Raw genomic sequence first — 26,514 nt, forward strand, 5'->3', positions numbered from 1 at the left:
AATCTCGGTCACAACGCCCTTTTCCTTCAGGCGAATGGCTTCCTCAACCGCGATCTCGTCAAACGGGTTCATGCTCATCTTCACGTTCGCAAGATCAACACCCGTACCATCCGCCTTCACTCGCGGCTTCACGTTGTAATCGATCACGCGCTTCACGCAGACCAGGGCTTTCATGGCATTTGCTCCTGACATAGACTGGCTGTGGATGCGGTGCATCCCTTGCCATCATGCCGATGGCGAGGTTTGGCGGCGCTGTCCACGGTAAACTTGCAAAGGTGCAAAGAGGGACTTTGCAAGTTTGTTGCAACAAAGGCCGCCCGCGTGGGTTGCAGGGCGGCCTTTGCAAAAGACTTTGGCGCTTATGATGTTTGCAACCACTTCGTCATTGCGAACCCCGCGCAGCGGGGAGAAGCAATCCAGAGCGGGGTATAACGGCTCTGGATTGCCTCGTCGGCTTTGCTTCCTCGCAATGACAAGGAAGTTTATGCAATGGATGGGAAGCGCAAAGGATTTCGGGCGATCAGGCGAGCAGACGCTGCATGATGGCGCGCACGTCATCGGCCAGATCGGCGCGTTCCAACGCAAGTGTGATGGTGGCTTCGACGAACCCCGCCTTGCTGCCGCAGTCAAAGCGGCGGCCGGCAAACTTGACCGAGTGGAACGGCTGCTGGCCGATCATGCGGGCCATGGCGTCAGTCAACTGGATTTCACCGCCTGCACCCTTTTCCTGCCCTTCAAGCAAGCGCATCACTTCAGGCTGGAGGATGTAGCGTCCTGAAATGATCAGGTTTGACGGTGCATCTTCACGCTTGGGCTTTTCGACCAGACCGGTAACTTCGGTGAGAGTATCGGAAATGCGCGCGCCCGGAGCGATCACGCCATAGCTGGATACTTCTTCTTCAGGCACTTCAAGGACAGAGATCAGATTGCCGCCGACTTCGTTGTAGGCCTCAACCATTTGCTTCATGCAGCCGGGGCTGCCGACCATCATTTCATCAGGCAGGAAAATGGCAAAGGGCTCATCACCCACAACCGCGCGCGCGCACCAGATGGCGTGACCAAGGCCCATCGGCACTTGCTGGCGCACGGTGACAAGATTGCCCGGCTGAATACGCGTATCATCGAGCACCGAAAGGTCTTTGCCACGGCTGCCCATCGTATGTTCAAGTTCATAAGCGGTGTCGAAATGTTCGACAATCGACGTTTTGCCGCGACCGGTTACGAAGATGAGCTGTTCGATTCCGGCTTCGCGCGCTTCGTCCACCGCATATTGGATCAGCGGGCGATCAATGATCGGCAGCATTTCCTTGGGGATAGCTTTGGTTGCCGGAAGAAACCGCGTGCCAAGGCCCGCAACGGGAAAAACGGCTTTGCGGATCGGCTTGCGCTTGGAAGTTTCGGTCATCGTTTCCCTTTTAACCAATGGGTTATTGCAATATTGTGATGAATTGCACGATTACTTCGAACAAATGTCAATGTGTTAGCGCCAGAGCCCCACGTACCTTCGATAGAACGCCGGTCGGCATACTTGCGCCCCAATGCAAACTGGTTAAATGAAAAAAATGGACAAAATTATAATCCGCGGCGGAAAGCGCCTTTCAGGCACACTTCCGGTTTCAGGCGCGAAGAACTCAGCACTCACTTTGTTGCCGTGCGCATTGTTGACCGACGAGCCGCTGACTTTGCGCAATCTGCCGCGTCTGGCAGACATTGACGGGTTCCAGCACCTGCTGAACCAGTTCGGCATTTCCACCTCTATTGCAGGCGCGCGGCCCGAAGATTTCGGTCGGGTGATGACGCTTCAGGCAACGCGGTTAACCTCGACCGTTGCTCCTTATGATCTGGTGCGCAAGATGCGCGCGTCGATCCTTGTGCTGGGGCCGATGCTGGCGCGCGCGGGCGAGGCCACGGTTTCGCTACCGGGTGGCTGTGCGATTGGCAACCGCCCGATCGATCTGCACCTGAAAGTGCTGGAAGCATTGGGCGCGACGATTGAATTGGCGGCGGGTTATGTGCGCGCGATTGCGCCTGATGGCGGGCTTCCGGGCGGGCGTTATTCGTTCCCCGTGGTGTCGGTTGGCGCGACCGAGAATGCGCTGATGACGGCGGTTTTGTGCAAGGGCAAATCGACGCTGCACAATGCGGCGCGCGAGCCGGAAATCGTTGACCTGTGCAACCTGCTGGTGGCGATGGGCGGCCAGATTGAAGGCATCGGCACGTCTGACCTGACGATCCACGGCGTCGACCGTCTGCATGGCGCGACCTATATGGTCATGCCGGACCGGATCGAAGCGGGGTCTTATGCCTGTGCCGCGGCGATCACCGGCGGCGATGTGATGCTCAAGGGCGCGAAGATCGAGGACATGGAAGCCACCGTGCAGGCATTGCGCGATGCAGGCGTGTTTGTGGAACCACGCGCGGGCGGCATTTATGTGGCGGCAGACGGCCCGATCAAGCCGGTCACGCTGTCAACCGCGCCTTACCCCGGTTTTGCCACCGATATGCAGGCACAATTGATGGCGATGCTGTGCCTTGCCAAGGGATCATCGGTGCTGACCGAAACGATCTTTGAAAACCGGTACATGCACGTCCCCGAACTGAACCGCATGGGCGCGCGGATTGAAACCAAGGGTCGCACCGCAGTGGTCCACGGCGTTGACACGCTGACGGGTGCCGAAGTGATGGCGACCGATCTGCGCGCATCGATGAGCCTTGTGATCGCAGGCCTTGCTGCTGAGGGCGAAACGCAGGTTCACCGGCTGTACCACCTTGATCGCGGGTACGAGCGGCTTGAGGAAAAGCTGCAATTGCTGGGCGCCGAGATTGAGCGCGTCGGCGGGGATTAATCCAGCCGCACTTTTCCGCGCCCGGCTTTGATCGTGCCGCGTATCTTCTTGCCTTCCAGCCGTTGCACTTTGCCGACGCGGTTGAGGCGGGATTTGGCGCGTTTGGCGGGAAGGTTCATCGCATCGCGCAGCAATTCGCCAAGGCGTTTGCGCGCGTCTTCGCGGTTTTGTTCCTGCGTGCGATAGCTGCGCGCGGTCATCACGATTTCACCCTTGGCGGTGAATTTGCTGCCAGCCAGTTCCTTTAGCCGGTGGAATACCGGCGGAGCTAAGCGCAGCGCATAGACATCGAGCCGGATTTGCACGGCGGTGGCAACTTTATTGACGTTCTGCCCGCCCGGGCCTGCGGACGCGATGAAGCTTTCTTCGACCAGCGTCAGGGCATAGGCGACGAGCGCGTCAGGTGTCATCTTCGACCGCTATTTCAGGCTTATCCGCCGGTTCGGGCAGGTCAAAGCCCATCGCATCAAAGTCCATTGGCAGGGGTGCGTGCGCCACGATGGGGTCTTTACCAGCGCGCGGGATGGTGAGCGCAGCGGCGTGGAGCATGGTGCGCATCGCCCCCTGCCCGTCGCCATAGATCGGATCGCCGACCAGCGCGGCACCAAGGCCAGCCAGCGCATGAACGCGGATCTGGTGAGTGCGGCCGGTTTCAGGGCGGAATTCGACCAGCGTCTTGCCGGGTTGGCGCGCGATGACCTTCCAGTGCGTGACGGCGGGCTTGCCCTTTTTGGCAGCGATCATCCGCCAGCCGTTTTCAACAGAGCTGATCTTGAGCAGGGAAAGATCGATGGTGCCTTGCTCGCCCTTTACTTCGGCCGCGACGATGCCGAGATAGACTTTGCTCACCTCGCGCGCTTCGAAAGCGGCGGAAAAGCGCTTCAATGCCTTGGGATTGCGCGCCAGCAGCAGGCAGCCCGATGTATCGCGGTCAAGCCGGTGGACGGGGAACGGTTCGCGCTGGAAGCCGAAGCGCATGGCATCGAGGTGATCTTCCAAAGCCTCGCCCCCTGCGCGAGGGCGATCCAGCGGGAGGCCTGCGGGCTTGTCGATGACAAGGGCTTCGCCGTCTTCGAACAGGATGGAAAAATCAATCATTGCAATGTGTTCCAGTGGCCCAAAGCGGGCCGTAATTTCAGGCTACGGCGGCGGCGATGCGGCGCACAGCCTCGGTCAACTTGGCATCGTCTGCGGCAAAGCTGATGCGAAAGCCATCGCGCCCGCCAAAGGCCGTGGCGGGGACGACCGCGACGCCGCTTTCCAACAAGTGCAGGCACAGGGCTGCATCATCTCCGAAGCGGCCCATCAGGGGCGCGGCATCGATCATGCAATAGAATGCGCCATCTGGCACGGGCGTGCTGAGACCGGGGATCGCATTGATGGCCGCCACGACCATATCGCGCCGCGCGCGGAAGCGTTCGCGCCAATCGAGCAGGAATTCCTGCGGGCCTTCGAACGCTGCGACGGCGGCGGCCTGGCTGATCGAGGCAGGATTGCCCGAGGAATGCGATTGCAACCGGCCCATCGCACTGATGAGCCATGCCGGACCTGCCGAAACGCCGATGCGGAAGCCGGTCATCGCGTGGCTTTTGGATACGCCCGAAACGGTGAGGATGCGCTCTGCCAGATCGGGGCATTCCACCGCCAGCGTGGCGTGCATGCCCTCGCCATAGCGCAGCGGAGCGTAGATATCGTCGCTCATCACCAGCATCCGCGGGTGGCGGCGCAGCACTTCGCCAAGCGCGCGCAGTTCGGCGGCGGGGTATGTTGCGCCGGTGGGGTTGCCGGGGCTGTTGAGCAGGAGCCAGCGCGTGGCAGGCGTGATCGCAGCTTCAAGCTGGGCGGGCGTGATGCGGAAACCGCCTGCCGCCGTAGTGGGCAGATCGACCACGGCAGCGCCGGTAAAGCGCACGATTTCGGGATAGCTGACCCACCACGGGGACGGGATCAGAACTTCATCTGCGGGATCAAGCGTGGCCAGCAGAGCGTGAAAGATCGCCTGTTTGCCGCCTGCGCTGACGATCACTTGCGATGGCGGGATATCGATGCCGAGATCGCGTTTGAAGTGGAGCGCAGCAGCTTCACGCAAGGCGGCGGTGCCCATGACGGCGGTATACTTGGTATCGCCTGCGTCCAGCGCATCCTTGGCGGCCTGAATGACATGGGGCGGCGTGGCGAAATCGGGTTCGCCGACTGAGAGCGAGATGACATCGCGGCCCTCGGCGCGAAGCTGGATCGCGCGGTCAGTGATCGCGGTGGTCTGTGACGGGGCAATCCGCGCTAGGGCTTGGGAAAGCATGTCAGGCACCGATCAACCGCGCGGTTATCAAGCCGCGCAAGGCGTTGCCGACGAGGAAGCCGCCCGCCAGATCATTAAGCGTCAGGTCTGCCTCAACCGCGCGGCCTGCTTCGATCAGATGGCGGCGCAACACGCCGGGCAACAGGCCAAGGTCTGCGCGCGGGGTGAGCAAGGTGCCATCGCGCTCGACAAAGACGTTGGTAAACGTGCCTTCGGTGATCAGGCCGTCATCGCGCAGGAACAGCGCCTCGCCCGCACCTGCCCTTTTGGCGGCGGCAAGGCCTGCTTCGTAAAAGCCGCGATCGGTGGTCTTGTGGCGCAAACGCCAATCGCCATCAGACACTGGCAGCGGTAGGACCGCGCATGTGATCGATTCCAGAGGCGCAGGAATGGCCGAAGATTCGAGCGCATGCGCCCCGCCTTTGGAGACGACCAAGCGCACTTTGGCGGGCGCTTCCAGATCGAAGCACAGCGCGTGAATGGCATTGCGGATGGCGTGGCGATCAAAGCTGAAGCCGAGCGCGAGCGCGCTGGCCTTCATCCGTTCCAGATGCAGTTCCAGCAGTTCGATCCCCTTTGCCGGATCGAACGCCATCGTTTCAATAAGGTCGGCATGGCCGGCAGTCAGACGCAAGAAATTCCCCTTCACCACGCATTCGCGCCATTCGCCGATCATGACGGAATCGGCAACAACCGCCGATCCCACCCCCATGACCGCGCGACCACCAGAAGCCCCCGGATGATCGCTGCTGAGGCGCACGGTACGGATTGCCACATTGAACGCGGCATCGCCAGAGGGGTCTATCCGCCCGATCGATCCGCAATAGAGCCCGCGCGCATCGCGTTCGGCCTGCTGGATGATTTCCATGGCGCGAATTTTGGGAGCGCCGGTGATCGATCCGCAGGGGAAGATGGCGCGCAGCAGGCTGCGCACGTCCTCGCCGGGTGAAAGGCGGGCGTTGACCGTAGTGACCATCTGGTGGACGGTGGGATAGCTTTCGATGGCGAAAGGCGCTTCGACTTTGACCGAGCCTGCCTGCGATACGCGCGCCAGATCATTGCGCATAAGGTCAACGATCATCAGGTTTTCGGCGCGATCTTTGACGCTGGCCGAAAGATCGGCCTTGAAGCGAGCGTCCTCGTCAGGCGTGTGCCCGCGCGGGGCGGTGCCCTTCATCGGGCGGACGCGGGCTTGACCATCGGCCAGTTTGAAGAACAGTTCGGGCGAGAACGAGAGGTGCCAATGCCCGCCATCCCAAATCACCCCGCCATAGCCCGCGCGTGCATCACGGCGGACATCAGCATAGATCGCCAGCGGATCACCGTCCCAAGTGCCCGCCAGCGGAAAGGTGAGATTGGCCTGATAGATGTCGCCCGCGCGGATGGCTTCCTGCACAAGGTTGAACGCGCGGGCATAGCCGCCACAGGACAAAGCGGCTCCCATCTGGCCAAGCCTGCCGGGGCCGGTGGCCTTTGCAGCCAACCAGCGTTCCACTTCGGCGCTGGGCATGCGTGTGACTTTGCCGAAGCGGGCAAACCACACCAGCGGGCCTGCCGCACCGGTGCGTTCATCGGCCAGAGGCGCAAGGCGCGGTTCCAGCGCAAGGCCTGCTTCATAGGCAAGATAACCTGCCCAATCGCCGGGCGTGGCGGCGATTTGCGCCAGCGCGGATTCCACCTCATCGGGGCGGCGTGCGATGACCAGTTCGAGGACATCCTCATAAAGGCGCGCGTCGCTGGCACCGTCACTGCGGGCGTCGTCGAGAAGGATGAAGGGGGCGCGGGTCATGGTGTTTGGCTGGCCTCTAGCCGTTCCGCGCCGGGGATGCAAAAACCACTCGCAACTGCGCCGTTCGGGCCGTAATCATCGGGCAAATGGATGGGACACATTGCATGGACGATATCTACCTCGGGCTGGCTTCAAACGGCGAAAAACAAGTGCTGCGGCTGCGCCGTGCCAACCGCCACGGGCTGATTGCAGGGGCAACCGGCACCGGTAAAACGGTGACTTTGCAAGGCATTGCCGAACAGTTTTCCAACCGTGGCGTGCCCGTATTCATGGCCGATGTGAAAGGCGATCTTTCGGGCATTGCGATGGCCGGCAGCCCCACCTTCAAACACGCCGCCAGCCTCGAATCGCGGGCGAAGGACCTTGGCATCACCGATTATGCCTATGCCGACAATCCGGCGGTGTTCTGGGACCTGTACGGTGAGAGCGGCCATCCCATCCGCACGACGATTTCCGAAATGGGGCCGCTGCTGCTGGCGCGGTTGATGGGGCTGAACGATACGCAGGAAGGCGTGTTGAACATCGCGTTCCGCTATGCCGATGATAACGGGCTGCTGCTGATCGATCTGCCCGATCTGCAATCGGTGCTGATGGCCTGCGCAGAAAATGCCAGCGAATTGTCCGGCAAGTACGGCAACGTATCCAAGGCCAGCGTGGGCACGATCCAGCGGCAATTGCTGGCGTTCGAAAGCCAGGGCGCGGACCGCTTTTTTGGCGAACCTGCGTTCGAAATCAACGATTTCCTGAAGACGGACGATCAGGGGCGCGGCATTGTCAATGTGCTGGCAGCCGACAAGCTGATGCAAAGCCCCAAGCTGTATGCAACCTTCCTGCTGTGGCTGCTTTCGGAACTGTTCGAAGCATTGCCCGAAGTGGGTGATCCCGAAAAGCCGTGCCTCGTGTTCTTCTTTGATGAAGCGCACTTGCTGTTCGAAGATGCGCCCGATGCGCTGATGGACAAAGTGGAACAAGTGGTGCGCCTGATCCGGTCAAAGGGTGTGGGCGTCTATTTCATCTCGCAGAACCCGATTGATATTCCTGAGAAAATCGCAGGCCAATTGGGCAACCGCGTGCAACACGCCCTGCGCGCTTTCACCCCGCGTGACCAGCGCGCGATCAAGGCAGCGGCGGAGACGTTCCGGATCAACAAGGATCTGGACGTTGAAACAGTGATCACCGAACTGCGCGTGGGCGAGGCGCTGGTTTCCACACTGAACGAAGATGGTTCGCCATCGGTGGTGCAACGCACGATGATCACGCCGCCACGTTCGCGCCTTGGGCCGATCACACCCAAAGAGCGCGCGATCATCCAGTCGATCAGCCCGTTCGAGGGCAAGTACGATGAAGCGCTGAACCGCGAATCCGCCGCCGAAATTCTGGCGCAAAAGGCATCGGATGCAGCAGCGGCAGCCCAGCAAGTTGAGGAAGAGGGTGAGGAAAAGCAGCGTGCAGCCCCCCGCCGGACGACTTCCATGTGGGAGCGCGCCGGCAAGGCGGCAGCAGGTGCGGTTGCATCATCGGCAGGTGCGGTGATTGCGGCCAAGATTACCGGCAAGAAGACGCGGTCTGCGCCGGTGGCATCGGGGATTACCGCGATTGCCGGATCGATTGCGACATCGATTGGCGGCGAGGCGTTTGGCCGCTTTGCGCGCGGTGTGCTGGGTGGTTTGCTGCGGTAAGATGGCGTTTGCAGACGCAATCGCCGTAAGCCCACCCCCAACCCCTCCCGCATGCGGGAGGGGGGTTTAGGGAATGTGGCGGCTTATTCGCCGTCCATTTCATAGGCGGTGTGCAGGACGCGGACGGCGAGTTCGGTTTCGTCCTCGTCAATCAGCACCGAAACCTTGATTTCGCTGGTGGTGATCGCCTGGATGTTGATCCCGCGATCAGCCAGCGCGCGGAACATCGTGGCGGCAACGCCTGCGTGGCTGCGCATACCGACACCGACGACACTGATCTTGGCGACCTTGCTGTTGGCCAGCATGCGGTAATAACCGATGGTGTCCTTGCGCTCTTCCAGCAGGCTTTGCGTGCGGGCCAGATCGCTGATCGGCACGGTAAAGGTTACGTCGGTTTCGCCACGATCCTTGGCGATATTCTGGATAATCATATCGACGTTGATATTGGCCGCAGCCAGCGGGCCGAAGATCGCGGCCACCGCGCCGGGGCGGTCGGCAATGCGCGTCAGGGTGATCTTGGCTTCGTTCTTGTCGGCTGCGATGCCGGTGATCAGCTGGCGTTCCATATCAAGTCCCTCTTGGATTCTGGCAAGCTCGTCATCGCTGACAATCATCGTGCCGGGGATGGTATCTGCGGCGGGGGCATCATCATCGATAAACGAGGAAAGCACTTGCACCCGCACGCCTTCCTTCATGGCGAGGCTGACCGAGCGGGTCTGCAACACTTTCGAGCCTACCGAAGCCAGTTCGAGCATTTCCTCGTACGTGACATTTTTCAGCTTGCGCGCTTTGGCCACGATGCGCGGGTCGGTGGTATAAACGCCGTCAACGTCGGTATAGATATCGCAACGATCCGCCTTGACCGCTGCGGCCACCGCAACCGCCGACGTGTCCGAACCGCCACGACCCAGCGTTGTGATACGTCCTGCGGGGCTGATGCCCTGAAAGCCCGGAATGACCGCGATTTCGCCCGAGGCCATGCTGGCCATCAGGGCTGCGGCGTCGATATCTTCAATGCGCGCCTTGGCGTGTGCATCGTCTGTCTTGATCGGCACTTGCCAGCCGAGCCATGACCGCGCCTTGCAGCCCAGCGCCTGCAAATGCATGGCCAGCAGGCCTGAGGTGACTTGTTCGCCACTGGCGACGACCACGTCATATTCGGCGGGATCGTAAAGCGGGTCGGCTTCACGGCAGAAGTTTACGAGGCGGTCCGTCTCACCGGCCATGGCCGAAACGACAACCGCAACTTCGTGCCCCGCAGCTTGCTGGCGCTGCACAATGCGCGCCACGCGGCGGATGCGCTCGGTTCCGGCCATCGACGTGCCGCCGAATTTCATCACGATGCGGGCCAAGGGCGAAGCTCCCAACTTGAACAAACGAAAGAATCTTGCACGCATGGGCCATAGACCATGCGGCGCGGGCGCTTTAGTGGGGGGGCATGAGCAATGCAACCTCTGCGCACACCATGGGTCAGAAAACGATCCGGGCCGATGAAGCCGCCCATTTCGGCAAGCTGGCGGCAGACTGGTGGAATCCCAAGGGTTCGTCCGCCATGCTGCACAAGCTGAACCCGGTGCGGCTGGGCTTTATCCGCGAAGCTATCGATTCGCACTTCGGCACCGATTCGCGCGGGGTGAAGCCACTGGCGGGCAAGCGCGCGCTGGATGTGGGCTGCGGCGCCGGGTTGTTGTGCGAGCCGCTGGCACGGCTGGGCGCAGAGGTAAGCGGCGTTGACGCGGCGTTTGAAAATATTGCCGCAGCGCAGGCACACGCTGCCGGATCAGGCCTGATGATTGATTACCAGTGCGGCGATGTCGGGCAGCTTGGCCTTGCCGGGTTCGATCTGGTGACGTCCATGGAAGTGATCGAGCATGTGGCTGACAAGGCCGCGTTCGTGGCTGCGCTTGAAGCTGCGCTGGCCGATGGCGGATTGATGATCCTGTCCACCCCCAACCGCACCACGCAATCGCGTTTATTGCTGGTGGAAGGCGCCGAGGCGCTGGGTATGGTGCCGCGCGGCACGCACCACTGGGATGATTTCATCACCCCGATTGAACTGCACGACCTGCTGGATGCGGCGGGCCTGAAGATGGGCAATCCTATGGGGATTTCGTGGGGGCCATCGCGCGGGCTTCATTTATCGGATAACCTTGCGCTGAATTACATCGTCACCGCCACTCGCGGCTAATAAGGATTACCCGATGGCCGAGCGTTTCGAGCGTCACAAGCAGGCGTGGACTCCTGATGAAATCCAGAAGCTGCATACGCTGGCAAAGAAGGGCATGCCCCTGAAATCCATCGCCAAGGCACTGACCCGCAGCGAGGAATCAGTGAAAACCCGCGCCAAAGCCGACAGCCTGAACATCGCCAAGCTGCGTTAGGCGATCACAGCTTCTCAGCCCGCGAGTTGCCAACCCAGCCACGCCCCTGCGCCCATCACCTGCAAAAAAGCGATAGTGTAGAGCTGCTCGACGAATGGCTGTTTGCGCGTTTTGTGCCGGAAAAGGGCCCGGCCCAAGAACGCTCCGGGCGAACCGCCGAGAAACGCCAGCCATAACAACGTCGCTTCGCTGGTCCGCCATCGGCCGGTCTCGGCCTTCCACTTGTCGATGCCGAACGACGCAAATGCGAAGAAATTCATGGCCACAAATGCTGTAACGAGATTGGCCGGAGTCAGCAGCGAGTCAGGGGACGTAATCATCTGCCTCGAACTAGCCGCACGAAGTCAACGAAAGGTTTAATCTGACAACTGCCGGACAAGCCTTTGATTAGCCGCCAAAACGAGGCCTGCAGTCAATCTGCCGGGGTGGGCAGAAACTTTTCAATCAGATCACGCGCCAGCCGCGCAGGCCGGAGTGTTTCGGCATCGAGGCAGCACCAGCTTGATTTGACTTCGGCCAGCACGTCTTCGCCGCGCTTGATGATCGTTTCGTAAAAAGCGCGCGCGCCCTGCACCTTTTCAAGGATGACGTGCGCGATCACGGTATCATCAAGGAAGGTCGGGCGGCGGTAGGTAATTTCGTGCTTCAGCGCGACCCACAAGTGCGCGGCAACCGCATCGGCCGGGGCGAAAGTGCGCCAGTGATCAATCACCGCGTCCTGTACCCAGTTGAGATAATTGGCATTGTTAACGTGGCCCATGAAATCAATATCAGAGGGCTGGACAGTGATCGGGACGAGGTGGGGGTCTGGCTTGTTCACACTCATGTAGATATCATGATTCGCGCAGCTACGATAGGCCGCGCACCATCCTTTTGCTGGCAATTTTTACCGGATCAGCAGGCCCCAGCCGGACAGCAATTGCTCTGCCTGTTCGCGGGAAATGACCGCGCCGCGAAACAAGGCGGCATCTTCAAGCTTCAATCCACCAAGGTCGGCACCACGTAAATCAGCGCCCGCAAATTGTGCGCCGTCCATATTGGCTTCGCGCAAGCTGCATCCTTCGAAAACAGTGGCGCGGAAATCGCATTTGGTCAGGTCTGCCTGCGCCAGATCAACGCGGCGCAACACCTCTTTGCGGAATGACAGGCCCGCCAGCCGCGCGCCCACCAGCAGAACTTCTTCAAACGCAAAGCCCATGCCCTTGGCACCATGAAAGTCTGCGCCGGTCATGCGGGTGGCGGTAAAAGTGGTGGCAGCGATGTTGGCGCGACGGAATGCGGCGTTGTTGAAATCGCTCGCCTTCACAACAGCTTCGGCAAGATCAGCAGCACTGAAATTCGCGAAAGCGGCACGGCAGGATTGCCATGTCGAGTTGGCAAGGTTCGCTCCGCTGAAATCCGTATGGCGCAAACTGCACCGCTCAAACGTCCAGCCCGACAAGTCGAGTTTGCTCAGGTCGGCCTCATCCAGCTCGCAGTCAACAAGGTGCCGGGGCGCGCCGACGAGGGGCGTAATGGTGGCACGGGTTTGGGCTTCTGCGATGATCGGGGAAAGGGTCATAGCCTCCGGCATAGAGGGCGGTCTTTGCGCAGACCAGCGCTATTCAATAAGGCCGCCAAGCTTCCCGGCCATGATCCCGAAGACGTAAAGCAGGAAGGCATAGACCCCAACCCACATCCACGGACGCGGGATGCGGGCAAGATCAGGACGTCCCTGCGGCCAAGTGATCCGGCAGCGTGTGCCAACCGCGATTGCTGCCTTTGAGCCATAGAGCTGGTCGGTCACATCATAGACTTGGCCGTCCACTGCAAACCGCAGCCGTGCCGCATAAGTGCGCGTGCTGTCGCTCCATGTCATTCGTTGGCCAATGATCTCGGCCTCGGCTTCGCACATCGGGCGGGTCCACCGCAGCCAGTCATGGCGGAGCAGCAACCACAGGCAAAGCCCGCTAAAAACCAGCACTGTCCAGATGATAACACGTTCCATGCGAGCGGTTATCGCATAAAAAACCTGCCAAAGGATCAATGCCGGGGGCGACAAGTACGCGTTTGCGGGAGTTCCACCTTGCTCAGACAATCTAACACAAAACCTTCGGGCACTCCGGAAAACTACGCACGGTAATGGTGTACGAAAGATTATGACCCCTCACCGTAAATGTGTCGATGCAAGCTGGTAAGCGCCATCACGGCGACCAACACAGCAGAAGTCTGTCGCATTCGGGGGTAGTTATGGGTGTGGAGTTTGGAGGCGGTTCGCGCCTCTTTCGTTTATTCGGTAACGGGTCTGCAATCGATATTTCTGCAGATGACGGCGATAGCAAAACCTCGCAACGCTCCAGGAGCAGCGGCACCTCTCCTCAAGACATCGCACAGCAAATGCTGATGGACGAGATTTCAGAGCTTTTGCTCGGAAATGGCCTGCTGGTCACGCCGGGCAATCTTCTGGCGGCACATGCGGCCTTTTCGGGCGATGATGCCAATCTTGCGCGCAAGATCATGGAACGGCGCAAGACCGGCGAAAAGATCACGCAGGAATGGCTTGACCAGAACCGCACTCCCGATGACACGCAAGAGGGTGTCAAAAAGATCATCGGGCATCTGGAAACATCGCTCGACAGCTTTGTGACGACTACAACGTCGGCAAGCGATGCCGCGACGAATTACAATACAGAAATTGCCGCGCACGTGACCAATGCGGCGAATTCCGATGCGGATAATGCACTGGTGGCGATGGAAGCGCTCGCCAAGGAAATGATTGACCGCACATCGCACTTTGCAGCCGAGATGAAGCGCAGCGCGGATGAAACGCGCAAGCTGCGCCAGGAACTGGACAAGGCCAAGCACGACGCCGACATCGACCACCTGACCGGCCTGCCGAACCGCCGCGCGTTCGAGGCCATTCTGGACAAGCATTACCGCGAAGCACGGCAGGAAGCAGAAAACCTGTGCGTGGCGTTTTGCGATATCGACCACTTCAAGCGCGTGAACGATACCCACGGCCACGATACCGGCGATCGCGTGATCCGCGCGATTGGCGAAACTTTGGCGCGCATCACCAATGACAATTGCCATGTGGCGCGGCAGGGCGGCGAAGAGTTTGTCATGCTGTTCCGGGGCAAGACACCGCAGGAAGCCTTTGAAAAGCTGGACGCCGTGCGCGAGAACTTTTCGAACCGCAGCTTTGTGAACCGGTCCAATGAAGAACCGATTGGCCAGATCACGTTTTCGGGCGGGATTGCCGATGTCTTTGCCCATGCCAATCCGCGTGATGCGCTGAAAGCAGCGGACGAAGCGCTGTATCGCGCCAAATCGGAAGGCCGCAATCGGGTGATGCTGGCGCAATAGCCAAGCCTCGGTGGCGCGGCGTATCAGCCCTGCCCCCAACTCTGGCCTTGTTGCAGACGTGAAGGAGCCGTAAAGCCCGCGCCAGTTTACCGGACGGGATCGATCTTTCATGACTGCCAGCTCAAAAACCTCTGCCATGATGCGCCGTGGTGCCGAATTCCTTGGCACCGAACATGCAATCCTGTGTGGTGCGATGAGCTGGGTTTCCGAACGCAATCTGGTTTCGGCCATCAGCAATGCCGGCGGGTTCGGCGTGATTGCCTGCGGGGCGATGACGCCTGAACTGCTCGATACCGAAATCACCGCGACCAAGGCGCTGACCGACAAACCGTTCGGCGTGAACCTGATCACCATGCACCCGATGCTGTTCGATCTGATCGCGGTGTGCGCCAAACACAAAGTCGGCCATGTCGTGCTGGCAGGCGGCATTCCGCCCAAGGGCAGCGTTGAGGCGATCAAGGAATTTGGCGGCAAAGTGCTGGTCTTTGCGCCTACGCTGGCGCTGGCCAAAAAGCTGCTGCGGTCAGGTGCCGACGCGCTGGTGATTGAAGGATCGGAAGCAGGCGGGCACATTGGCCCTGTATCCACATCGGTGCTGGCGCAGGAATTCCTGCCTGAACTCGCCGCCGATCACATCGTCTTCGTGGCAGGCGGCATCGGCCGGGGCGAGATGATCGCCAGCTATCTGGAAATGGGCGCAAGCGGCGTGCAATTGGGCACGCGCTTTGCCTGTGCGACTGAATCCATCGCGCACCCTGCGTTCAAAAAAGCGTTCTTCCGGGGCAATGCGCGCGATGCCGTGGCCAGCGTGCAGGTTGATCCGCGCCTCCCCGTGATCCCCGTCCGCGCCCTGAAGAACAAGGGCACCGAAGAGTTTACCGCCAAGCAGGTGGAAGTGGCCAAGCGGCTCGACGAAGGCCTTGTCGACATGGGGCAGGCCCAGCTTGAAATCGAGCACTTTTGGGCAGGGGCATTGCGCCGCGCGGTGATTGATGGTGATGTGGAAACCGGCTCGGTCATGGCAGGCCAATCGGTGGGCATGGTGACCAAGGAAGAACCCGTCGCCGAGATCATCGCGCAATTGCTGGCCGAATGCGAAGCGGCGCTGACCAAACGCTAAATTGACAGGAACGTTAAACTGACGGGAACGATGGCCGACACTTCTTCAAACAGGGCCTCGTTCGGGATCGTCTTTGCGATTGTGCTGATCGACATGCTCGGCTTCGGCATCGTCACGCCGGTGCTGCCGGGGCTGATCATCGATCTGACACGCGTGGATATCGGCACGGCGGCAGAATATGCAGGCTGGCTTGGCGCTGGCTATGCCGTGATGCAATTCGTGTTCGCGCCGGTGCTGGGCAATCTGTCAGACCGTTATGGCCGCCGCCCTGTGCTGCTGGCCGCCGTGCTGATGCTGGGGCTGGACTATCTGCTTCAGGCCGTTGCCCCCACTTTTGCTTGGCTGATCGTCGGGCGTTTGCTGGCAGGCGTAACCGGCGCCAGCTTTTCAGCGGCTTATGCCTATATTGCCGATATTTCTCCGCCCGAAAAACGCGCAGCCAATTTCGGGATGGTCGGGCTGGCGTTCGGGGTGGGATTTGTGGTCGGCCCTGCGCTGGGCGGGCTGCTGGGATCGATCAACCCGCGCCTGCCGTTCTATGTGGCCTCGGCACTGGCGCTGACCAACTTCGCGTTCGGGCTGGTGTTCCTCAAGGAATCGCTCGGCCCCGAAAACCGCCGCCCGTTCAATTGGCGCAAGGCCAATGCCGTATCATCATTGCGGGCGCTACGCGGGCAAAGCCCCACCGTGCTGTGGTTCGTGGCGGCGCTGGGCACGTGGCAACTGGTCAGCGTGGTGTACCCGGCGGCATGGGCCTATTTCGCGATTGCCGCCTATGACTTTTCGGTGCGCGAAGTGGGGCTGGCGCTGGCGATGGTGGGCTTTTCCAGCGCCGTGGTCCAAGGCTTCGGCCTGCGCCTGGTCCTGCCCTATCTGGGAGAACGGCGCGCGGTCGTGCTGGGCGTTACGGGCCTGTGCGTGGCGGCCGTGATCTATTCTTTGGCGCGCGAGACGTGGCAGGTCTATCTGGCAATTGCAGTGGGTTCGCTGCAAGGTTTTGTCCAATCCCCCATCGCCGCGCTGAACAGCCAGGCCGTGGACGCCCGCAGCCAGGGTGAATTGCAAGGCGCGGTGCAATCGGTCGGAAGCATCGCCGCCATCATCGGCCCACCGCTTTACACCCAAGCCCTTGCGCGGTTCAGCGGGCCGGATGCCATCATCAATCTACCCGGAATGCCGATCCTGATTTCAGCCGCGATTTCGCTGATCACGCTGGCGCTGTTCTGGAAGGGCGCGAGTTTGCTGAAGCGGGAGGGGTGAGGCTGCTTTGGTGGTTGGATTGATGGCGGATGTGCGCATTTTGCGGACAAAAGTCGTAGTTCCAGAAGCGGCACCATTGCAGAAATGCTCTAAAGTTCCTTACAAATTGAAACATGCAAGATTTCGTTGCCCATACTTCCCGCTGGCGCACAGCACTTATCATCGCAGGCTCAATCAGCTTTGTTGGATGCGGAGTGTGGATGGCAGGATTGGTCGGCCCAGTCCCGGCTTCACGCAGAGCTGGCCCAATAATGTTAGAATTTTGGGGTTGGCTAACCATCGTTTTCTTCGGGATATGTGCCATACTTGGCGCAAAGGCGTGGTGGATAAACGCTGAGCGCCTTCGCATCAACAAGTCCGGCATCTTTTGGACAGGGTGGTGCGATCAGACCATTCCTTGGTCAGAGATTACTAACGTGACGGAATGGCGATATAAGAGCAACAGACACTTTATTCTGCATTTGCGCGATCCGTCGCGCTTTCCAGGCAAGGGTCTTGCAGGATTAGCAGGTCGTGCAAACCGCGTTCTGACAGGCGGCGATGTTGGAATTTCGTTGGTAGGAACTGATCGTAAGTTCGATGAGGCAATGTCAGCCATCGAAATGTTCAGGCCTAATCAATAACGTCCGCTCTCCACCGACTTTCAGCCATCCAACACATACCGTCCAAGGCCCAAAAACCGCCGTCATCCTGAACTTGTTTCAGGATCCATTTCTCATCGCAAGCCGCGGTTCGATTGGATAGATGGATGCTGAAACAAGTTCAGCATGACGGGGTTGATGATTGGGGTTGCCGGAGGGGCTAAACGCCAGACGCGTTCAGGGTAGCCGCCCCCCTTTTATCGTCACCCCGGGCTTGACCCGGGGTCACGCTGTTTTTCGCGCGGCCTGTCAAACAAGCACGTCGTACAGGTCCAGCCAGTCCGGATTGCCGCGTTCGATCAGGTCGAACTTGAATTCGCGCCGCCAGATGAGACGTGACGCCGACATACATAGCGCCTCGATAGCGGTCAGCCATGATATAGACCCAGCCGCCGATCCTTTCCCTGTCCATGGCGCGAGAAGACAAAAAGCGGGACCCAGGGTCAAGCCCGGGGTGACGGAGGGGAATGAGAGTATTTCTGTGGTTAAGTTCGCTTGCCACCCAGATTCTGCCGTTCAACCTTCGCGACAGCAGCCTTGCACGCTGCCGCCCCACCTCTCGTCGCCCGGGACTTGATCCGGGGTCAGGCTTTTCTTTGCGGCCTCTGCGCGAAACAGGGGAGCCTCAGCCCGGATCAAGTCCGGGCCGACGTAGGGTGGGGTGTTGGACTGCGGGCGGGATTGGGTGTTGCTGGACGGGCAAAGTCCATTGGAACCACCCTCAGCTCTCCAATTCAACATCCCAATACAGCCAATCACGCCATGTTTCGTGCAAGTGGCCCGGCGGGAAGGCGCGGCCGCGGTCTTGCAGTTGCCAGGTGGTGGGGCGGATGGCGCGATTCATCAGCTTCATCCGCGCTTGTTCAGGCGTGCGGCCGCCTTTGCGCAAGTTGCAGGGCGAACAGGCCGCCGCGACATTTTCCCACGAGGTGCGCCCGCCCAGACGGCGCGGCACGATGTGATCGAAGGTCAGGTTATCGGGGCAGCCGCAGTATTGGCACTGGAAGCCATCGCGCAGGAACAGGTTGAACCGCGTGAAGGCGGGATATTCACTGGGCCGCACATATTGGCGCAGCGCGATGACCGAGGGCAGCTTCATGCCGAAGCTGGCACTGTGCACCTCGCGGTCATACGTCTCGATAATGTCGACGCGTTCAAGGAACACCGCCTTGATCGCGGTTTGCCACGGCCACAGGCTGAGCGGATAATAGCTGAGCGGGGTGTAATCAGCGTTCAGCACCAAAGCCGGGCAATTGGACAAATGGCGGTCATTGCCCAATACGTCGTTAAACGCGGCGCTATCGCCGCTGTGAGGCCTGGCCGAAGCCGCCTGCTCTATCAGCGCCTTATGAAGCACGTCCCGTTCCGGTCCCTGCACATCGGGGCGTGATGGCCCCGGCAAGGACAGTCATGGCTGAGCCGCATGACTTCTGTGTTACGCATGGGCACAAGGAACACCGCCGCCCCCCTTCCGTCAAGAGGGAACGGCGGGCAATTTCCACAACCTGATCAAAAGGCGTAGGCAGTCACCAAATCGGTCAGCAGATTGCGCCCCGTAAACACCGACTGGATCGACACCCGTTCATTCAGCCCGTGAACGCCATTGCCATCAGGGTTGCCGAAGAAGCCGGGAGGGCCATAGCTGGGGATGCCGACGGCGGAGAGGAACACGCCATCGGTAGCGCCGGTGGACATGACCGGCACAAACGGCACACCGGGGTAGTATTTGGCGACCAGCTTTTCCGCAGGGCCGATGATCGCAGGATTGAGCGGAGGCGCTTTGGCATCCGGCCCGCGATTGTCGGTGCGGACAACAGTCATTTTCGGGTCGGCAACAACCGTTTCCAGCGTTTTGCGCACATCTTCGGCCAGAATGCCGGGGAAGATGCGGCAATTGATATTGGCCCCGGCCCGCTGTGGCAGCGCGTTGTTGGCGTGGCCACCATCCAGCAACGTGGCAACGCATGTGGTGCGCAGCATCGAATGGAATGCGCGGTCGGTGTTGAGCAGCATTTCGGCCTGTGCGTCAGCCGGATTTGCCGCAATGGCGACCATTGCCTTGCCCATCGCATCAGCGCGCGCAGCACCGGCCTTCGAGAAATAGGCTCGGGTCGTATCGTTGAGCATCAGCGGGAAATCGAAATCGCGAAGGCGCGCCAGGGCATCGGCCAATCCGTAAATCGCGTTTTCCTTGACCGGAGTGGAGCTGTGTCCGCCGGGGTTGGTGGCTTCGATACGGTAATTGACCGGCGTTTTTTCGCCCACGTGGATCGTCTGGACAACGACGCGGCCACCGTCTTCCAGCGGCTTGTCGGTGCGGCCCGATCCGCCTTCGTTCAGGGCAAATTCGGCGTCGATCAATTCGCGGCGGTTCTTGGCCAGCCAGTCCACGCCGTTGAACGCGGTGCTGGTCTCCTCACCGCACGTCAGCACCAGCTTGATCGTGCGCTTCGGCGCCTTGCCCGCCTTGCGCCCCTCCCTACGGAAGCGCATCAGCATATCCACCCAGACCGCGTCCATCGCCTTCATATCGGCCACGCCGCGCCCGTAGAAATAGCCGCCCTCTTCGATGAAGGCATAAGGATCGCGGGTCCAGTCCTCGCGCTTGGCGACGACGACATCGAGATGGCCCAAAAGCAGGATCGGCTTGGCCTTTTTCGAGGTGCCGGGAAGAATGGCAACGATGCCGCCTTCCTTGGGAAATTCGGGCACGGCAAAGCGGTGCAATTCGGCGCTGGTGAAGCCTGCGCTGCGCAAATGGCCTTCGATCTTGTCTGCCAATGCCGTGCAACTGCCGGTGGTGATCGAGGTGTCGGTTTCCACCATCTCTTTCAACAACGCACGATAGGCCTGTTGATCAGGCCGAAGCGAAGCTTCGGCTGCCAGCGCAGGGCTTGCGGTCAGCAGCGTTGAGCCAAGCAAAATAAGCAGTTTGCGCATGATTGTGGCGGTCCCCGATGAAGCCTTGTCTTGCCAGTATCGTGCGTCAGCCAAGCCTCTTGCGCAAACGCCTTTTTGCCAATGTTACGGCCTGTGTAAAACGAACCGGATTCGCTTGGGTTTTTGCCCTCAAGTGCCTATGGCCAGATGATGGCCAGTACCAATGAAAACATCCCCAACGCCAACGAGTATGGCGCCGATTCGATCAAGGTTCTCAAAGGACTTGATGCGGTTCGAAAGCGCCCCGGCATGTACATCGGCGATACCGACGATGGATCGGGCCTGCACCACATGGTGTTCGAGGTTTCCGACAACGCGATTGACGAAGCGCTGGCAGGGCACTGTGATCTTGTGCTGATCGAACTGAACGCCGATGGCTCGGTTTCGGTCGAAGATAACGGGCGCGGCATTCCCACCGGCATTCATGCCGAGGAAGGCGTTTCTGCCGCCGAAGTGATCATGACCCAGCTTCACGCGGGCGGTAAGTTTGAAAACACGTCTGACGATAACGCCTATAAAGTGTCGGGCGGCCTTCACGGCGTGGGCGTTTCGGTGGTCAACGCCCTGTCCGAATGGCTGGAGCTGACGATCTGGCGCGATGGCCAGGAACATTGGATGAAGTTCGCCCACGGCGATGCGGTGTCACCGCTGATCGTGCGCGGGCCTGCGCCCGATAATGGCAAGGGCGGCGTCAAGAAGGGTACGCGCGTCACCTTTGTCGCCAGCACCGACACGTTCAAGAACGTGCTCGAATTTGATTTCGACAAGCTTGAGCATCGCTACCGCGAACTGGCCTTCCTCAATTCGGGCGTGCGCATCCTGCTGCGCGATAAACGGCATGAGGAGATCAAGGAACACGATCTCTATTACGAAGGCGGGATTGCCGCGTTCGTGAAGTACCTTGATCGCAACAAGGCGGCGCTGATGCCCGATCCTGTGGCGATTTCGGCAGAACGCGATGGCGTGGGCATCGAAGTCGCGCTGGAATGGAACGACAGCTATTATGAAAACGTGCTGTGTTTCACCAACAACATCCCGCAGCGCGATGGCGGCACGCACCTTGCCGCATTCCGCGCGGCCTTGACGCGCACGCTGAACGGCTATGCCGAGCGGTCGGGCATGTTGAAGAAGGAAAAGGTTTCGCTGACCGGCGAAGACATGCGCGAGGGCCTGACCGCCATCGTCTCGGTCAAGCTGCCCGATCCGAAGTTTTCATCGCAAACCAAAGACAAACTGGTGTCTTCCGAAGTGCGCCAGCCTTTGGAAAGCCTGATGGCTGACAAGATGGTGGAATGGCTGGAAGAAAACCCCGGCCATGCCAAATCGATCATCCAGAAGGTGATCGATGCCGCCGCCGCGCGCGAAGCCGCCAAGCGCGCACGTGAATTGACCCGCCGCAAGGGCGCGATGGACATAGCCAGCCTTCCGGGCAAGCTGGCCGATTGTCAGGAACGCGATCCTGCCAAGTGCGAACTGTTCCTCGTCGAGGGTGACTCCGCAGGCGGCAGCGCCAAGCAGGGCCGTGACCGCAAGACGCAGGCGATCCTGCCGCTCAAAGGCAAGATCCTCAATGTCGAGCGCGCGCGGTTTGACCGGATCATCGGATCGAAAGAAGTCGGCACGCTGATTCAGGCGATGGGCACCGGCATCCGCGATGAATTCAACCTTGAAAAACTGCGCTATCACAAGATCGTGATCATGACCGACGCTGACGTTGACGGCGCGCATATCCGCACCTTGCTGCTCACCTTCTTCCACCGCCAGATGCCCGACATCATCCGCGCGGGGCACTTGTTCATCGCGCAGCCGCCGCTGTACAAAGTGGCCAAGGGCCGCAGCGAGGTCTACCTCAAAGACAATGCCGCGCTGGACCGCTATCTGCTCGAAGCCGGGCTTTCGGGCCGCGTGCTGGAAACCGCAGGCGGTGCGCGCAGCGGGCCTGACCTTGAAAATCTGGTCGAACATGCGCTGCGCATGCGCAACCTGATGGCCTTCGTGCCGCGCCGTTATAACCCCGCCATCATCGAAGCACTGGCACTGGCTGGCGCGCTCGATTTTGACATGCCGACGCAAGTCCGCGCCGAAGCCTTGGCGCGCACCACGCGCTGGCTGGACCGTGGCGATACCGAAGCGCGCTGGCTGGTCGAAATGGCCGAAGAGGGCGGCTATCACATCAAGCGCGTATGGCGCGGCGTGACCGATCATCACGTGATCGAACCCGGCTTCCTGATCAGCGCCGAGGCGCGCAAGCTGGCCAAGCTGGCGGCTGAAAACGCCGATGTCTATTCCGGCGTTGCGCGGCTGGTGCGGCAGACAGCCACGGCAGCAGAGGCAGAACCCGAAGTGGTCGTTTCGGCTGATGACGATGGCGATATTCCGGCAGCAGCGCCCGTAACGCAAGCCAAGGACGCGATCACGCGGCCTTCGGAACTGCTCGAAACGGTGTTTGCCGGGGGCCGCAAGGGCCTTTCGATCCAGCGCTACAAGGGTCTTGGCGAGATGAACGCCGACCAGCTTTGGGAAACCACGCTGGACCCCAACGTGCGCACGCTGTTGCAGGTAAAGGTCGAAGACGCCGATATTACCGACGAAATCTTCACCCGCCTGATGGGCGATGTGGTGGAACCGCGCCGCGAATTCATTCAGGAAAACGCGCTGAACGTGGCCAATCTGGACGTTTGATCATGGCCTATACCGATGCCATTGCGTGGGACCAACCCGCCACAATGATCGACCTTGGCGGCAAAGTGCCGATCATCGGCACGATCCGCGACTGTGCCATGCATTACCAGCTGTGTAAGCCCGAAGCGCAGGCCAACGCGCGCGTCCTGCTCACGCAACCGATCCACCGCGAAGGCCGCGCCACCCGCACATGGCTGCTGGAGCCATCGGAAATCGCCGAATTGGCCGAACGTCTGGTGCGCGAGACGAACTAACGCTTTGCCATGCGCGCGGCTTGGGCTTGCGCGGGGTTATCGGTGAAAATGCCGTCAACGCCTGCCTTCACCAGCGCGTCCCACGCCGCAGCGCAATTGCCATGGGCGGCGGGATCGATGCCGATCCGCAATGCCGGGGGCAGAAACGCATTTTCGCAACGCAAGGTCCACGTGTGCACCTTAAGACCCGCAGCATGGGCCATGGCGACAAGGCCAGTCGGCTGAAGCTGCGCATTCACCACCATCGTCGCCTCGACGCCAATCGCATCGACATGGGCCGCCAGCGCTTTCAGGCCAGCAGGCTTTGCCATCGCGGCATATGTCGTGTTCGGGCGATCAGGCGGGCCACCCTCAGCTGACATCAACTGCACCAGTCGCACCTTGGTGCGCTTGCGCAAAGCCTCAAGCGGGCCAGCTTCAAAACTCTGGATGAACACCGGATCGCTGGCATCGCGATAGCCCGCTTTATCCAGCATCGTCAGCAGCATTGAGGCCGTATCAATGCCTTGCGCGGTGAACCATCCGGGGTGCTTGATCTCGGGGTAAATGCCGATGCGGCGGCCCGTCTCGGCCTCCTTGGCTTTGACCAAGGCCAGCACTTCGGCGAACGTCGGCACCTGATAAAGCCCGTCAAACCGCATGTTGGCAGGCCGCAGCTTGGGCAGGCGTTCTTTGGCGCGCAATGTGCGCAGTTCGGCCAGCGTGAAATCTTCGGTGAACCAGCCGGTCATGGTCTCACCATCGATCACATGGGTGCGGCGGCGGCTGGCAAATTCGGGGTGATCGGCCACATCGGTCGTGCCCGAAATCTCGTTTTCGTGTCGCGCCACCAGCACACCATCCTTGGTCGGCACCAGATCCGGCTCGATAAAGTCTGCACCCGCATCAATCGCCCGCTCATACGACGCCAGCGTATGTTCGGGCCGCTCCCCGCTCGCACCGCGATGGCCGATCAGGATTTGCGCGTGGGCAGAAGGGATCATCACGGCGAGCACCAATGCGGCAAGGATGGACTTGCTTATCATAACAGCACTTGCGCCCAATCGGCTTCCTTGAACCCCACCAGCAAGCCGCCGGAATACTCGACAATCGGGCGTTTGATCACCGAAGGATTCTCCACCAGCACCGCCGGAGCGCCGCCATCGGCAATCGCCGCCTTCTGCGCATCATCCAGCTTGCGATAGGTCGTGCCTGCACGGTTCACCACTTTGTCGAGGCCCGCCTGCTCGATCCAGCCCGCGATTTTGACGGGGTCTGCACCCTGCTTTTTGTAATCATGGAACGTGCAGGCAAGGCCGTTGGCATCGAGCCAGGTGCGCGCCTTCTTGACGGTGTCGCAGTTAGGGATGCCGTAAAGGGTAAGTGTCATTTCTTTTTCTTTCGAAGCCACAATCTGATCGAGCGAGGCAGGTAAAAAGCTAACGCTAGGCCACTCACTGCAGCGACAACCAACAGTATGTTTGTCGCAAGCGGACTTTTTGAAATCTCGCCACTGAAGTTTTCGCCTGCATAAAACACTAAAGCGAACACGATGAACGCCAGTGCTGCACGCCTATAGATTTGCCTCGCGGTCATGAGTGTCCCGCTACATCCGCCCCAAATTGCTCGCAATTGGGGATGCCGTAAACCGTGGTGCTCATGGAGTCTGCCTGTTGAAGTGATGCACGCGCGAAGGGGTGCCTGCGTAGAGGGTGTAGCTTTCGTAGTAGTCGGTGCGGCCTTTGGCTTGCATTTCGGCGTGTTCGGCCACGCGCCGCCAGCCAAGGGCTGCTTCCATATCCGTCCATTCTGACAGGGCGATGACTTCGCCATCATCGGCCGTGTAGCTTTTGAAGCTGAGGAAGCCGGGTTGCGCGTGGGCCAGCGTCTCCATCTGTGCCGCATCAGTGGCATAGGCGACGGCATCGATATCGGCGCGTTTGCGGTTGCGGAAAACGACGAGGTACATGGCGCAGAGATAGCGCGCGTTCCCGTTCGCCGAAAGGTGGACTTTTGCGGCCAAGTGCGACATTGCGCGCCCATGAGCCTGAACAGTTTTGGTCACGTATTCCGTTTCACCACCTGGGGCGAAAGCCACGGGCCGGCGCTGGGCGCCGTGGTTGATGGCTGCCCTCCCGGCCTTGCGATTTCGGAAGCGGATCTCCAGCCGTTCCTCGATGCGCGCCGCCCCGGCCAATCGCGCTTTACCACGCAGCGGCAGGAGCCTGATCAGGTGCGCATCCTGTCGGGCGTGTTTGAAGGCAAAACCACAGGCACACCGATCAGCCTGATGATTGAAAACGTGGACCAGCGTTCGAAGGACTATGGCGATGTCGCCAAGGCCTATCGCCCGGGCCACGCCGATTACGCCTATGACGCCAAGTACGGTTTCCGCGATTATCGCGGCGGCGGGCGATCATCGGCGCGCGAAACGGCGGCGCGGGTGGCCGCAGGCGGCGTGGCGCGGCTGGTGATCCCGCAAGTCACCATCCTCGGCTATGTCAGCGCGATTGGCGGCGATGCCATTGATATGGCAAACTTTGACGCCGCCGAAATCGGCAATAACCCGTTCTTCTGCCCTGACGCGCAGGCCGCTGCCCGCTGGGAAAAGCTGGTGGATGATGCGCGCAAATCGGGATCATCGCTGGGCGCGGTAGTAGAATGCGTGGCGACCGGCGTCCCCGCAGGCTGGGGCGCACCGCTCTATGCCAAGCTCGATGCCGAATTGGCCCACGCAATGATGGGCATCAACGCGGTGAAGGGCGTGGAAATCGGCGACGGCTTTGCCGCGGCGGCCAATACCGGCGAGGGCAATGCCGATCCGATGCGGCCCGGACAGGGCGCGCCAGAATTTACCGCCAACCATGCAGGCGGGGTCGCGGGCGGCATCTCCACCGGACAGCCGGTGCTGGTGCGCGTGGCGTTCAAGCCGACATCCTCGATCCTCACCCCCATGCCCACGATCACCCGCGAGGGCGAGGCAACCGAACTGTTCACCAAAGGCCGCCACGATCCATGCGTGGGGATTCGCGGGGTGCCGGTGGTCGAAGCGATGATGGCGCTGGTGCTGGCGGATCAGAAGCTGCTCCACCGCGCGCAGTGTGGATAGGCCGGCAGACCCTTCACTCACCGCTGTTCCCAATTCGTCACCCTGAACTTGTTTCAGGGTCCATCTATCCACGCGAACTGCGGCTTGTGGTGAGAGATGGATGCTGAAACAAGTTCAGCATGACGGGGGTGTGGATTTGGAAATCCGAAGCGAAGAATCGCCTTGCGCAATTAGGATGCTTTGAAGCGCT

26 protein-coding genes and 1 pseudogene are annotated in these 26,514 nt (G+C 60.5%); 11 read left to right on the forward strand and 16 right to left on the reverse strand.

Features of this window, described 5'->3' with window-relative positions; genetic code table 11:
- Both B7Y89_RS06980 and galU read right to left on the reverse strand, forming a co-directional pair.
- Nucleotides 1–174 (reverse strand): annotated as a pseudogene (locus tag B7Y89_RS06980) (electron transfer flavoprotein subunit beta/FixA family protein); the annotation flags it as partial.
- A gap of 346 nt (nucleotides 175–520) precedes the next feature.
- The gene (gene galU / locus B7Y89_RS06985) at nucleotides 521–1,405 is read right to left on the reverse strand and encodes a UTP--glucose-1-phosphate uridylyltransferase GalU (protein WP_292937058.1); all 885 of its coding nucleotides are present in this window, start codon (nucleotides 1,403–1,405) and stop codon (nucleotides 521–523) included.
- 157 nt (nucleotides 1,406–1,562) lie between these two features.
- On the opposite strand from galU, the gene murA reads away from it, so the two are divergent.
- On the forward strand, nucleotides 1,563–2,846 hold the full coding sequence (gene murA, locus B7Y89_RS06990) for a UDP-N-acetylglucosamine 1-carboxyvinyltransferase (RefSeq protein ID WP_292937060.1): 1,284 nt from the start codon (nucleotides 1,563–1,565) through the stop codon (nucleotides 2,844–2,846).
- On the opposite strand, the gene arfB is transcribed toward murA, so the two are convergent.
- From arfB to pabB, 4 genes are read right to left on the reverse strand one after another with little or no spacing between them, the layout of a single operon-like run.
- Nucleotides 2,843–3,256, reverse strand: coding sequence for an alternative ribosome rescue aminoacyl-tRNA hydrolase ArfB (gene arfB, locus B7Y89_RS06995; RefSeq protein ID WP_292937062.1), 414 nt, complete (start codon nucleotides 3,254–3,256; stop codon nucleotides 2,843–2,845). The genes murA and arfB overlap by 4 nt on opposite strands.
- On the reverse strand, nucleotides 3,246–3,944 hold the full coding sequence (locus B7Y89_RS07000; RefSeq protein ID WP_292937064.1) for an RluA family pseudouridine synthase: 699 nt from the start codon (nucleotides 3,942–3,944) through the stop codon (nucleotides 3,246–3,248). Before B7Y89_RS07000 ends, arfB begins: the two co-directional genes overlap by 11 nt.
- 37 nt (nucleotides 3,945–3,981) lie before the next feature.
- Nucleotides 3,982–5,145 carry a pyridoxal phosphate-dependent aminotransferase gene (locus tag B7Y89_RS07005; protein ID WP_292937066.1) on the reverse strand — a complete coding sequence of 388 codons (1,164 nt, stop codon included), beginning with the start codon at nucleotides 5,143–5,145 and terminating at the stop codon, nucleotides 3,982–3,984.
- A gap of 1 nt (nucleotide 5,146) precedes the next feature.
- The gene (pabB, locus tag B7Y89_RS07010; RefSeq protein ID WP_292937068.1) at nucleotides 5,147–6,934 is read right to left on the reverse strand and encodes an aminodeoxychorismate synthase component I; all 1,788 of its coding nucleotides are present in this window, start codon (nucleotides 6,932–6,934) and stop codon (nucleotides 5,147–5,149) included.
- 104 nt (nucleotides 6,935–7,038) lie between these two features.
- On the opposite strand from pabB, the gene B7Y89_RS07015 reads away from it, so the two are divergent.
- Entirely contained in the window at nucleotides 7,039–8,613 is a 1,575-nt protein-coding gene (locus B7Y89_RS07015; RefSeq protein ID WP_292937070.1) for a helicase HerA-like domain-containing protein, read from the forward strand.
- An 83-nt stretch (nucleotides 8,614–8,696) separates the two neighbouring features.
- On the opposite strand, the gene B7Y89_RS07020 is transcribed toward B7Y89_RS07015, so the two are convergent.
- The gene (locus tag B7Y89_RS07020) at nucleotides 8,697–9,950 is read right to left on the reverse strand and encodes an aspartate kinase (RefSeq protein ID WP_292937251.1); all 1,254 of its coding nucleotides are present in this window, start codon (nucleotides 9,948–9,950) and stop codon (nucleotides 8,697–8,699) included.
- Nucleotides 9,951–10,051: 101 nt separating this feature from the next.
- Here B7Y89_RS07020 and ubiG point away from each other — a divergent pair, with 101 nt between their 5' ends.
- Nucleotides 10,052–10,801, forward strand: coding sequence for a bifunctional 2-polyprenyl-6-hydroxyphenol methylase/3-demethylubiquinol 3-O-methyltransferase UbiG (ubiG, locus tag B7Y89_RS07025; RefSeq protein ID WP_292937072.1), 750 nt, complete (start codon nucleotides 10,052–10,054; stop codon nucleotides 10,799–10,801).
- A 13-nt stretch (nucleotides 10,802–10,814) separates the two neighbouring features.
- Nucleotides 10,815–10,994 (forward strand): hypothetical protein, encoded by a 180-nt coding sequence (locus B7Y89_RS07030; protein WP_292937074.1) that lies wholly within the window; start codon nucleotides 10,815–10,817, stop codon nucleotides 10,992–10,994.
- A 14-nt stretch (nucleotides 10,995–11,008) separates the two neighbouring features.
- On the opposite strand, the gene B7Y89_RS07035 is transcribed toward B7Y89_RS07030, so the two are convergent.
- The 4 genes from B7Y89_RS07035 to B7Y89_RS07050 form a co-directional block, all read right to left on the reverse strand.
- On the reverse strand, nucleotides 11,009–11,254 hold the full coding sequence (locus tag B7Y89_RS07035; protein WP_292937253.1) for a DUF1294 domain-containing protein: 246 nt from the start codon (nucleotides 11,252–11,254) through the stop codon (nucleotides 11,009–11,011).
- Between the two features lie 152 nt (nucleotides 11,255–11,406).
- The gene (locus B7Y89_RS07040; RefSeq protein WP_292937076.1) at nucleotides 11,407–11,820 is read right to left on the reverse strand and encodes a thioesterase family protein; all 414 of its coding nucleotides are present in this window, start codon (nucleotides 11,818–11,820) and stop codon (nucleotides 11,407–11,409) included.
- Nucleotides 11,821–11,880: 60 nt separating this feature from the next.
- Complete coding sequence (locus B7Y89_RS07045; RefSeq protein ID WP_292937077.1) at nucleotides 11,881–12,555, reverse strand: pentapeptide repeat-containing protein; 675 nt, start codon at nucleotides 12,553–12,555, stop codon at nucleotides 11,881–11,883.
- Nucleotides 12,556–12,594: 39 nt separating this feature from the next.
- A complete protein-coding gene (locus B7Y89_RS07050; protein WP_292937078.1) occupies nucleotides 12,595–12,981 on the reverse strand; it encodes a DUF3592 domain-containing protein in 387 nt (128 codons plus the stop codon).
- 395 nt (nucleotides 12,982–13,376) lie between these two features.
- On the opposite strand from B7Y89_RS07050, the gene B7Y89_RS07055 reads away from it, so the two are divergent.
- From B7Y89_RS07055 to B7Y89_RS07070, 4 genes are all read left to right on the forward strand, one after another.
- Nucleotides 13,377–14,339: a GGDEF domain-containing protein gene (locus tag B7Y89_RS07055; protein ID WP_292937080.1), complete on the forward strand. Its 963-nt coding sequence runs from the start codon at nucleotides 13,377–13,379 to the stop codon at nucleotides 14,337–14,339.
- A 109-nt stretch (nucleotides 14,340–14,448) separates the two neighbouring features.
- Nucleotides 14,449–15,459 carry a nitronate monooxygenase gene (locus B7Y89_RS07060; RefSeq protein ID WP_292937082.1) on the forward strand — a complete coding sequence of 337 codons (1,011 nt, stop codon included), beginning with the start codon at nucleotides 14,449–14,451 and terminating at the stop codon, nucleotides 15,457–15,459.
- Between the two features lie 30 nt (nucleotides 15,460–15,489).
- On the forward strand, nucleotides 15,490–16,719 hold the full coding sequence (locus B7Y89_RS07065) for an MFS transporter (protein WP_292937084.1): 1,230 nt from the start codon (nucleotides 15,490–15,492) through the stop codon (nucleotides 16,717–16,719).
- Between the two features lie 113 nt (nucleotides 16,720–16,832).
- Nucleotides 16,833–17,342, forward strand: coding sequence for an STM3941 family protein (locus tag B7Y89_RS07070; protein WP_292937086.1), 510 nt, complete (start codon nucleotides 16,833–16,835; stop codon nucleotides 17,340–17,342).
- Between the two features lie 739 nt (nucleotides 17,343–18,081).
- Here the strand turns inward: B7Y89_RS07070 and B7Y89_RS07075 are convergent.
- A complete protein-coding gene (locus B7Y89_RS07075; RefSeq protein ID WP_292937254.1) occupies nucleotides 18,082–18,639 on the reverse strand; it encodes an HNH endonuclease in 558 nt (185 codons plus the stop codon).
- 230 nt (nucleotides 18,640–18,869) lie between these two features.
- Nucleotides 18,870–20,300 carry a M20/M25/M40 family metallo-hydrolase gene (locus B7Y89_RS07080; protein ID WP_292937088.1) on the reverse strand — a complete coding sequence of 477 codons (1,431 nt, stop codon included), beginning with the start codon at nucleotides 20,298–20,300 and terminating at the stop codon, nucleotides 18,870–18,872.
- A 150-nt stretch (nucleotides 20,301–20,450) separates the two neighbouring features.
- On the opposite strand from B7Y89_RS07080, the gene gyrB reads away from it, so the two are divergent.
- A complete protein-coding gene (gyrB, locus tag B7Y89_RS07085) occupies nucleotides 20,451–22,982 on the forward strand; it encodes a DNA topoisomerase (ATP-hydrolyzing) subunit B (protein WP_292937256.1) in 2,532 nt (843 codons plus the stop codon).
- 2 nt (nucleotides 22,983–22,984) lie between these two features.
- Nucleotides 22,985–23,236, forward strand: coding sequence for a hypothetical protein (locus B7Y89_RS07090; RefSeq protein ID WP_292937090.1), 252 nt, complete (start codon nucleotides 22,985–22,987; stop codon nucleotides 23,234–23,236).
- On the opposite strand, the gene B7Y89_RS07095 is transcribed toward B7Y89_RS07090, so the two are convergent.
- From B7Y89_RS07095 to B7Y89_RS07105, 3 genes are all read right to left on the reverse strand, one after another.
- Nucleotides 23,233–24,261 carry a glycerophosphodiester phosphodiesterase gene (locus tag B7Y89_RS07095; RefSeq protein ID WP_292937092.1) on the reverse strand — a complete coding sequence of 343 codons (1,029 nt, stop codon included), beginning with the start codon at nucleotides 24,259–24,261 and terminating at the stop codon, nucleotides 23,233–23,235. The two genes, B7Y89_RS07090 and B7Y89_RS07095, sit on opposite strands and share 4 nt — an antisense overlap.
- Nucleotides 24,258–24,605: an arsenate reductase gene (locus B7Y89_RS07100; protein ID WP_292937094.1), complete on the reverse strand. Its 348-nt coding sequence runs from the start codon at nucleotides 24,603–24,605 to the stop codon at nucleotides 24,258–24,260. Before B7Y89_RS07100 ends, B7Y89_RS07095 begins: the two co-directional genes overlap by 4 nt.
- 267 nt (nucleotides 24,606–24,872) lie before the next feature.
- Complete coding sequence (locus tag B7Y89_RS07105) at nucleotides 24,873–25,184, reverse strand: antibiotic biosynthesis monooxygenase (protein WP_292937258.1); 312 nt, start codon at nucleotides 25,182–25,184, stop codon at nucleotides 24,873–24,875.
- 72 nt (nucleotides 25,185–25,256) lie between these two features.
- On the opposite strand from B7Y89_RS07105, the gene aroC reads away from it, so the two are divergent.
- Entirely contained in the window at nucleotides 25,257–26,324 is a 1,068-nt protein-coding gene (aroC, locus tag B7Y89_RS07110; RefSeq protein WP_292937096.1) for a chorismate synthase, read from the forward strand.
- Nucleotides 26,325–26,514: the final 190 nt, after the last annotated feature.

The sequence above is a fragment of the Novosphingobium sp. 32-60-15 genome, assembly GCF_002280675.1.
Classification (GTDB): Bacteria; Pseudomonadota; Alphaproteobacteria; order Sphingomonadales; family Sphingomonadaceae; genus Novosphingobium.

Coding starts and splice junctions, on each gene's coding strand:
- B7Y89_RS07020 (WP_292937251.1), bottom strand. CDS start 9,950: ATGAAATTCGGCGGCACGTCGATGGCCGGAACCGAGCGCATCCGCCGC.
- B7Y89_RS07045 (WP_292937077.1), bottom strand. CDS start 12,555: ATGACCCTTTCCCCGATCATCGCAGAAGCCCAAACCCGTGCCACCATT.
- B7Y89_RS07015 (WP_292937070.1), top strand. CDS start 7,039: ATGGACGATATCTACCTCGGGCTGGCTTCAAACGGCGAAAAACAAGTG.
- B7Y89_RS07040 (WP_292937076.1), bottom strand. CDS start 11,820: ATGAGTGTGAACAAGCCAGACCCCCACCTCGTCCCGATCACTGTCCAG.
- B7Y89_RS07060 (WP_292937082.1), top strand. CDS start 14,449: ATGACTGCCAGCTCAAAAACCTCTGCCATGATGCGCCGTGGTGCCGAA.
- B7Y89_RS07065 (WP_292937084.1), top strand. CDS start 15,490: ATGGCCGACACTTCTTCAAACAGGGCCTCGTTCGGGATCGTCTTTGCG.
- B7Y89_RS07005 (WP_292937066.1), bottom strand. CDS start 5,145: ATGCTTTCCCAAGCCCTAGCGCGGATTGCCCCGTCACAGACCACCGCG.
- B7Y89_RS07080 (WP_292937088.1), bottom strand. CDS start 20,300: ATGCGCAAACTGCTTATTTTGCTTGGCTCAACGCTGCTGACCGCAAGC.
- arfB (WP_292937062.1), bottom strand. CDS start 3,256: ATGACACCTGACGCGCTCGTCGCCTATGCCCTGACGCTGGTCGAAGAA.
- B7Y89_RS07000 (WP_292937064.1), bottom strand. CDS start 3,944: ATGATTGATTTTTCCATCCTGTTCGAAGACGGCGAAGCCCTTGTCATC.
- B7Y89_RS07035 (WP_292937253.1), bottom strand. CDS start 11,254: ATGAATTTCTTCGCATTTGCGTCGTTCGGCATCGACAAGTGGAAGGCC.
- B7Y89_RS07095 (WP_292937092.1), bottom strand. CDS start 24,261: ATGATAAGCAAGTCCATCCTTGCCGCATTGGTGCTCGCCGTGATGATC.
- B7Y89_RS07030 (WP_292937074.1), top strand. CDS start 10,815: ATGGCCGAGCGTTTCGAGCGTCACAAGCAGGCGTGGACTCCTGATGAA.
- B7Y89_RS07090 (WP_292937090.1), top strand. CDS start 22,985: ATGGCCTATACCGATGCCATTGCGTGGGACCAACCCGCCACAATGATC.
- B7Y89_RS07050 (WP_292937078.1), bottom strand. CDS start 12,981: ATGGAACGTGTTATCATCTGGACAGTGCTGGTTTTTAGCGGGCTTTGC.
- B7Y89_RS07055 (WP_292937080.1), top strand. CDS start 13,377: ATGGACGAGATTTCAGAGCTTTTGCTCGGAAATGGCCTGCTGGTCACG.
- B7Y89_RS07100 (WP_292937094.1), bottom strand. CDS start 24,605: ATGACACTTACCCTTTACGGCATCCCTAACTGCGACACCGTCAAGAAG.
- B7Y89_RS07105 (WP_292937258.1), bottom strand. CDS start 25,184: ATGTACCTCGTCGTTTTCCGCAACCGCAAACGCGCCGATATCGATGCC.
- ubiG (WP_292937072.1), top strand. CDS start 10,052: ATGAGCAATGCAACCTCTGCGCACACCATGGGTCAGAAAACGATCCGG.
- galU (WP_292937058.1), bottom strand. CDS start 1,405: ATGACCGAAACTTCCAAGCGCAAGCCGATCCGCAAAGCCGTTTTTCCC.
- aroC (WP_292937096.1), top strand. CDS start 25,257: ATGAGCCTGAACAGTTTTGGTCACGTATTCCGTTTCACCACCTGGGGC.
- pabB (WP_292937068.1), bottom strand. CDS start 6,934: ATGACCCGCGCCCCCTTCATCCTTCTCGACGACGCCCGCAGTGACGGT.
- gyrB (WP_292937256.1), top strand. CDS start 20,451: ATGGCCAGTACCAATGAAAACATCCCCAACGCCAACGAGTATGGCGCC.
- murA (WP_292937060.1), top strand. CDS start 1,563: ATGGACAAAATTATAATCCGCGGCGGAAAGCGCCTTTCAGGCACACTT.
- B7Y89_RS07070 (WP_292937086.1), top strand. CDS start 16,833: ATGCAAGATTTCGTTGCCCATACTTCCCGCTGGCGCACAGCACTTATC.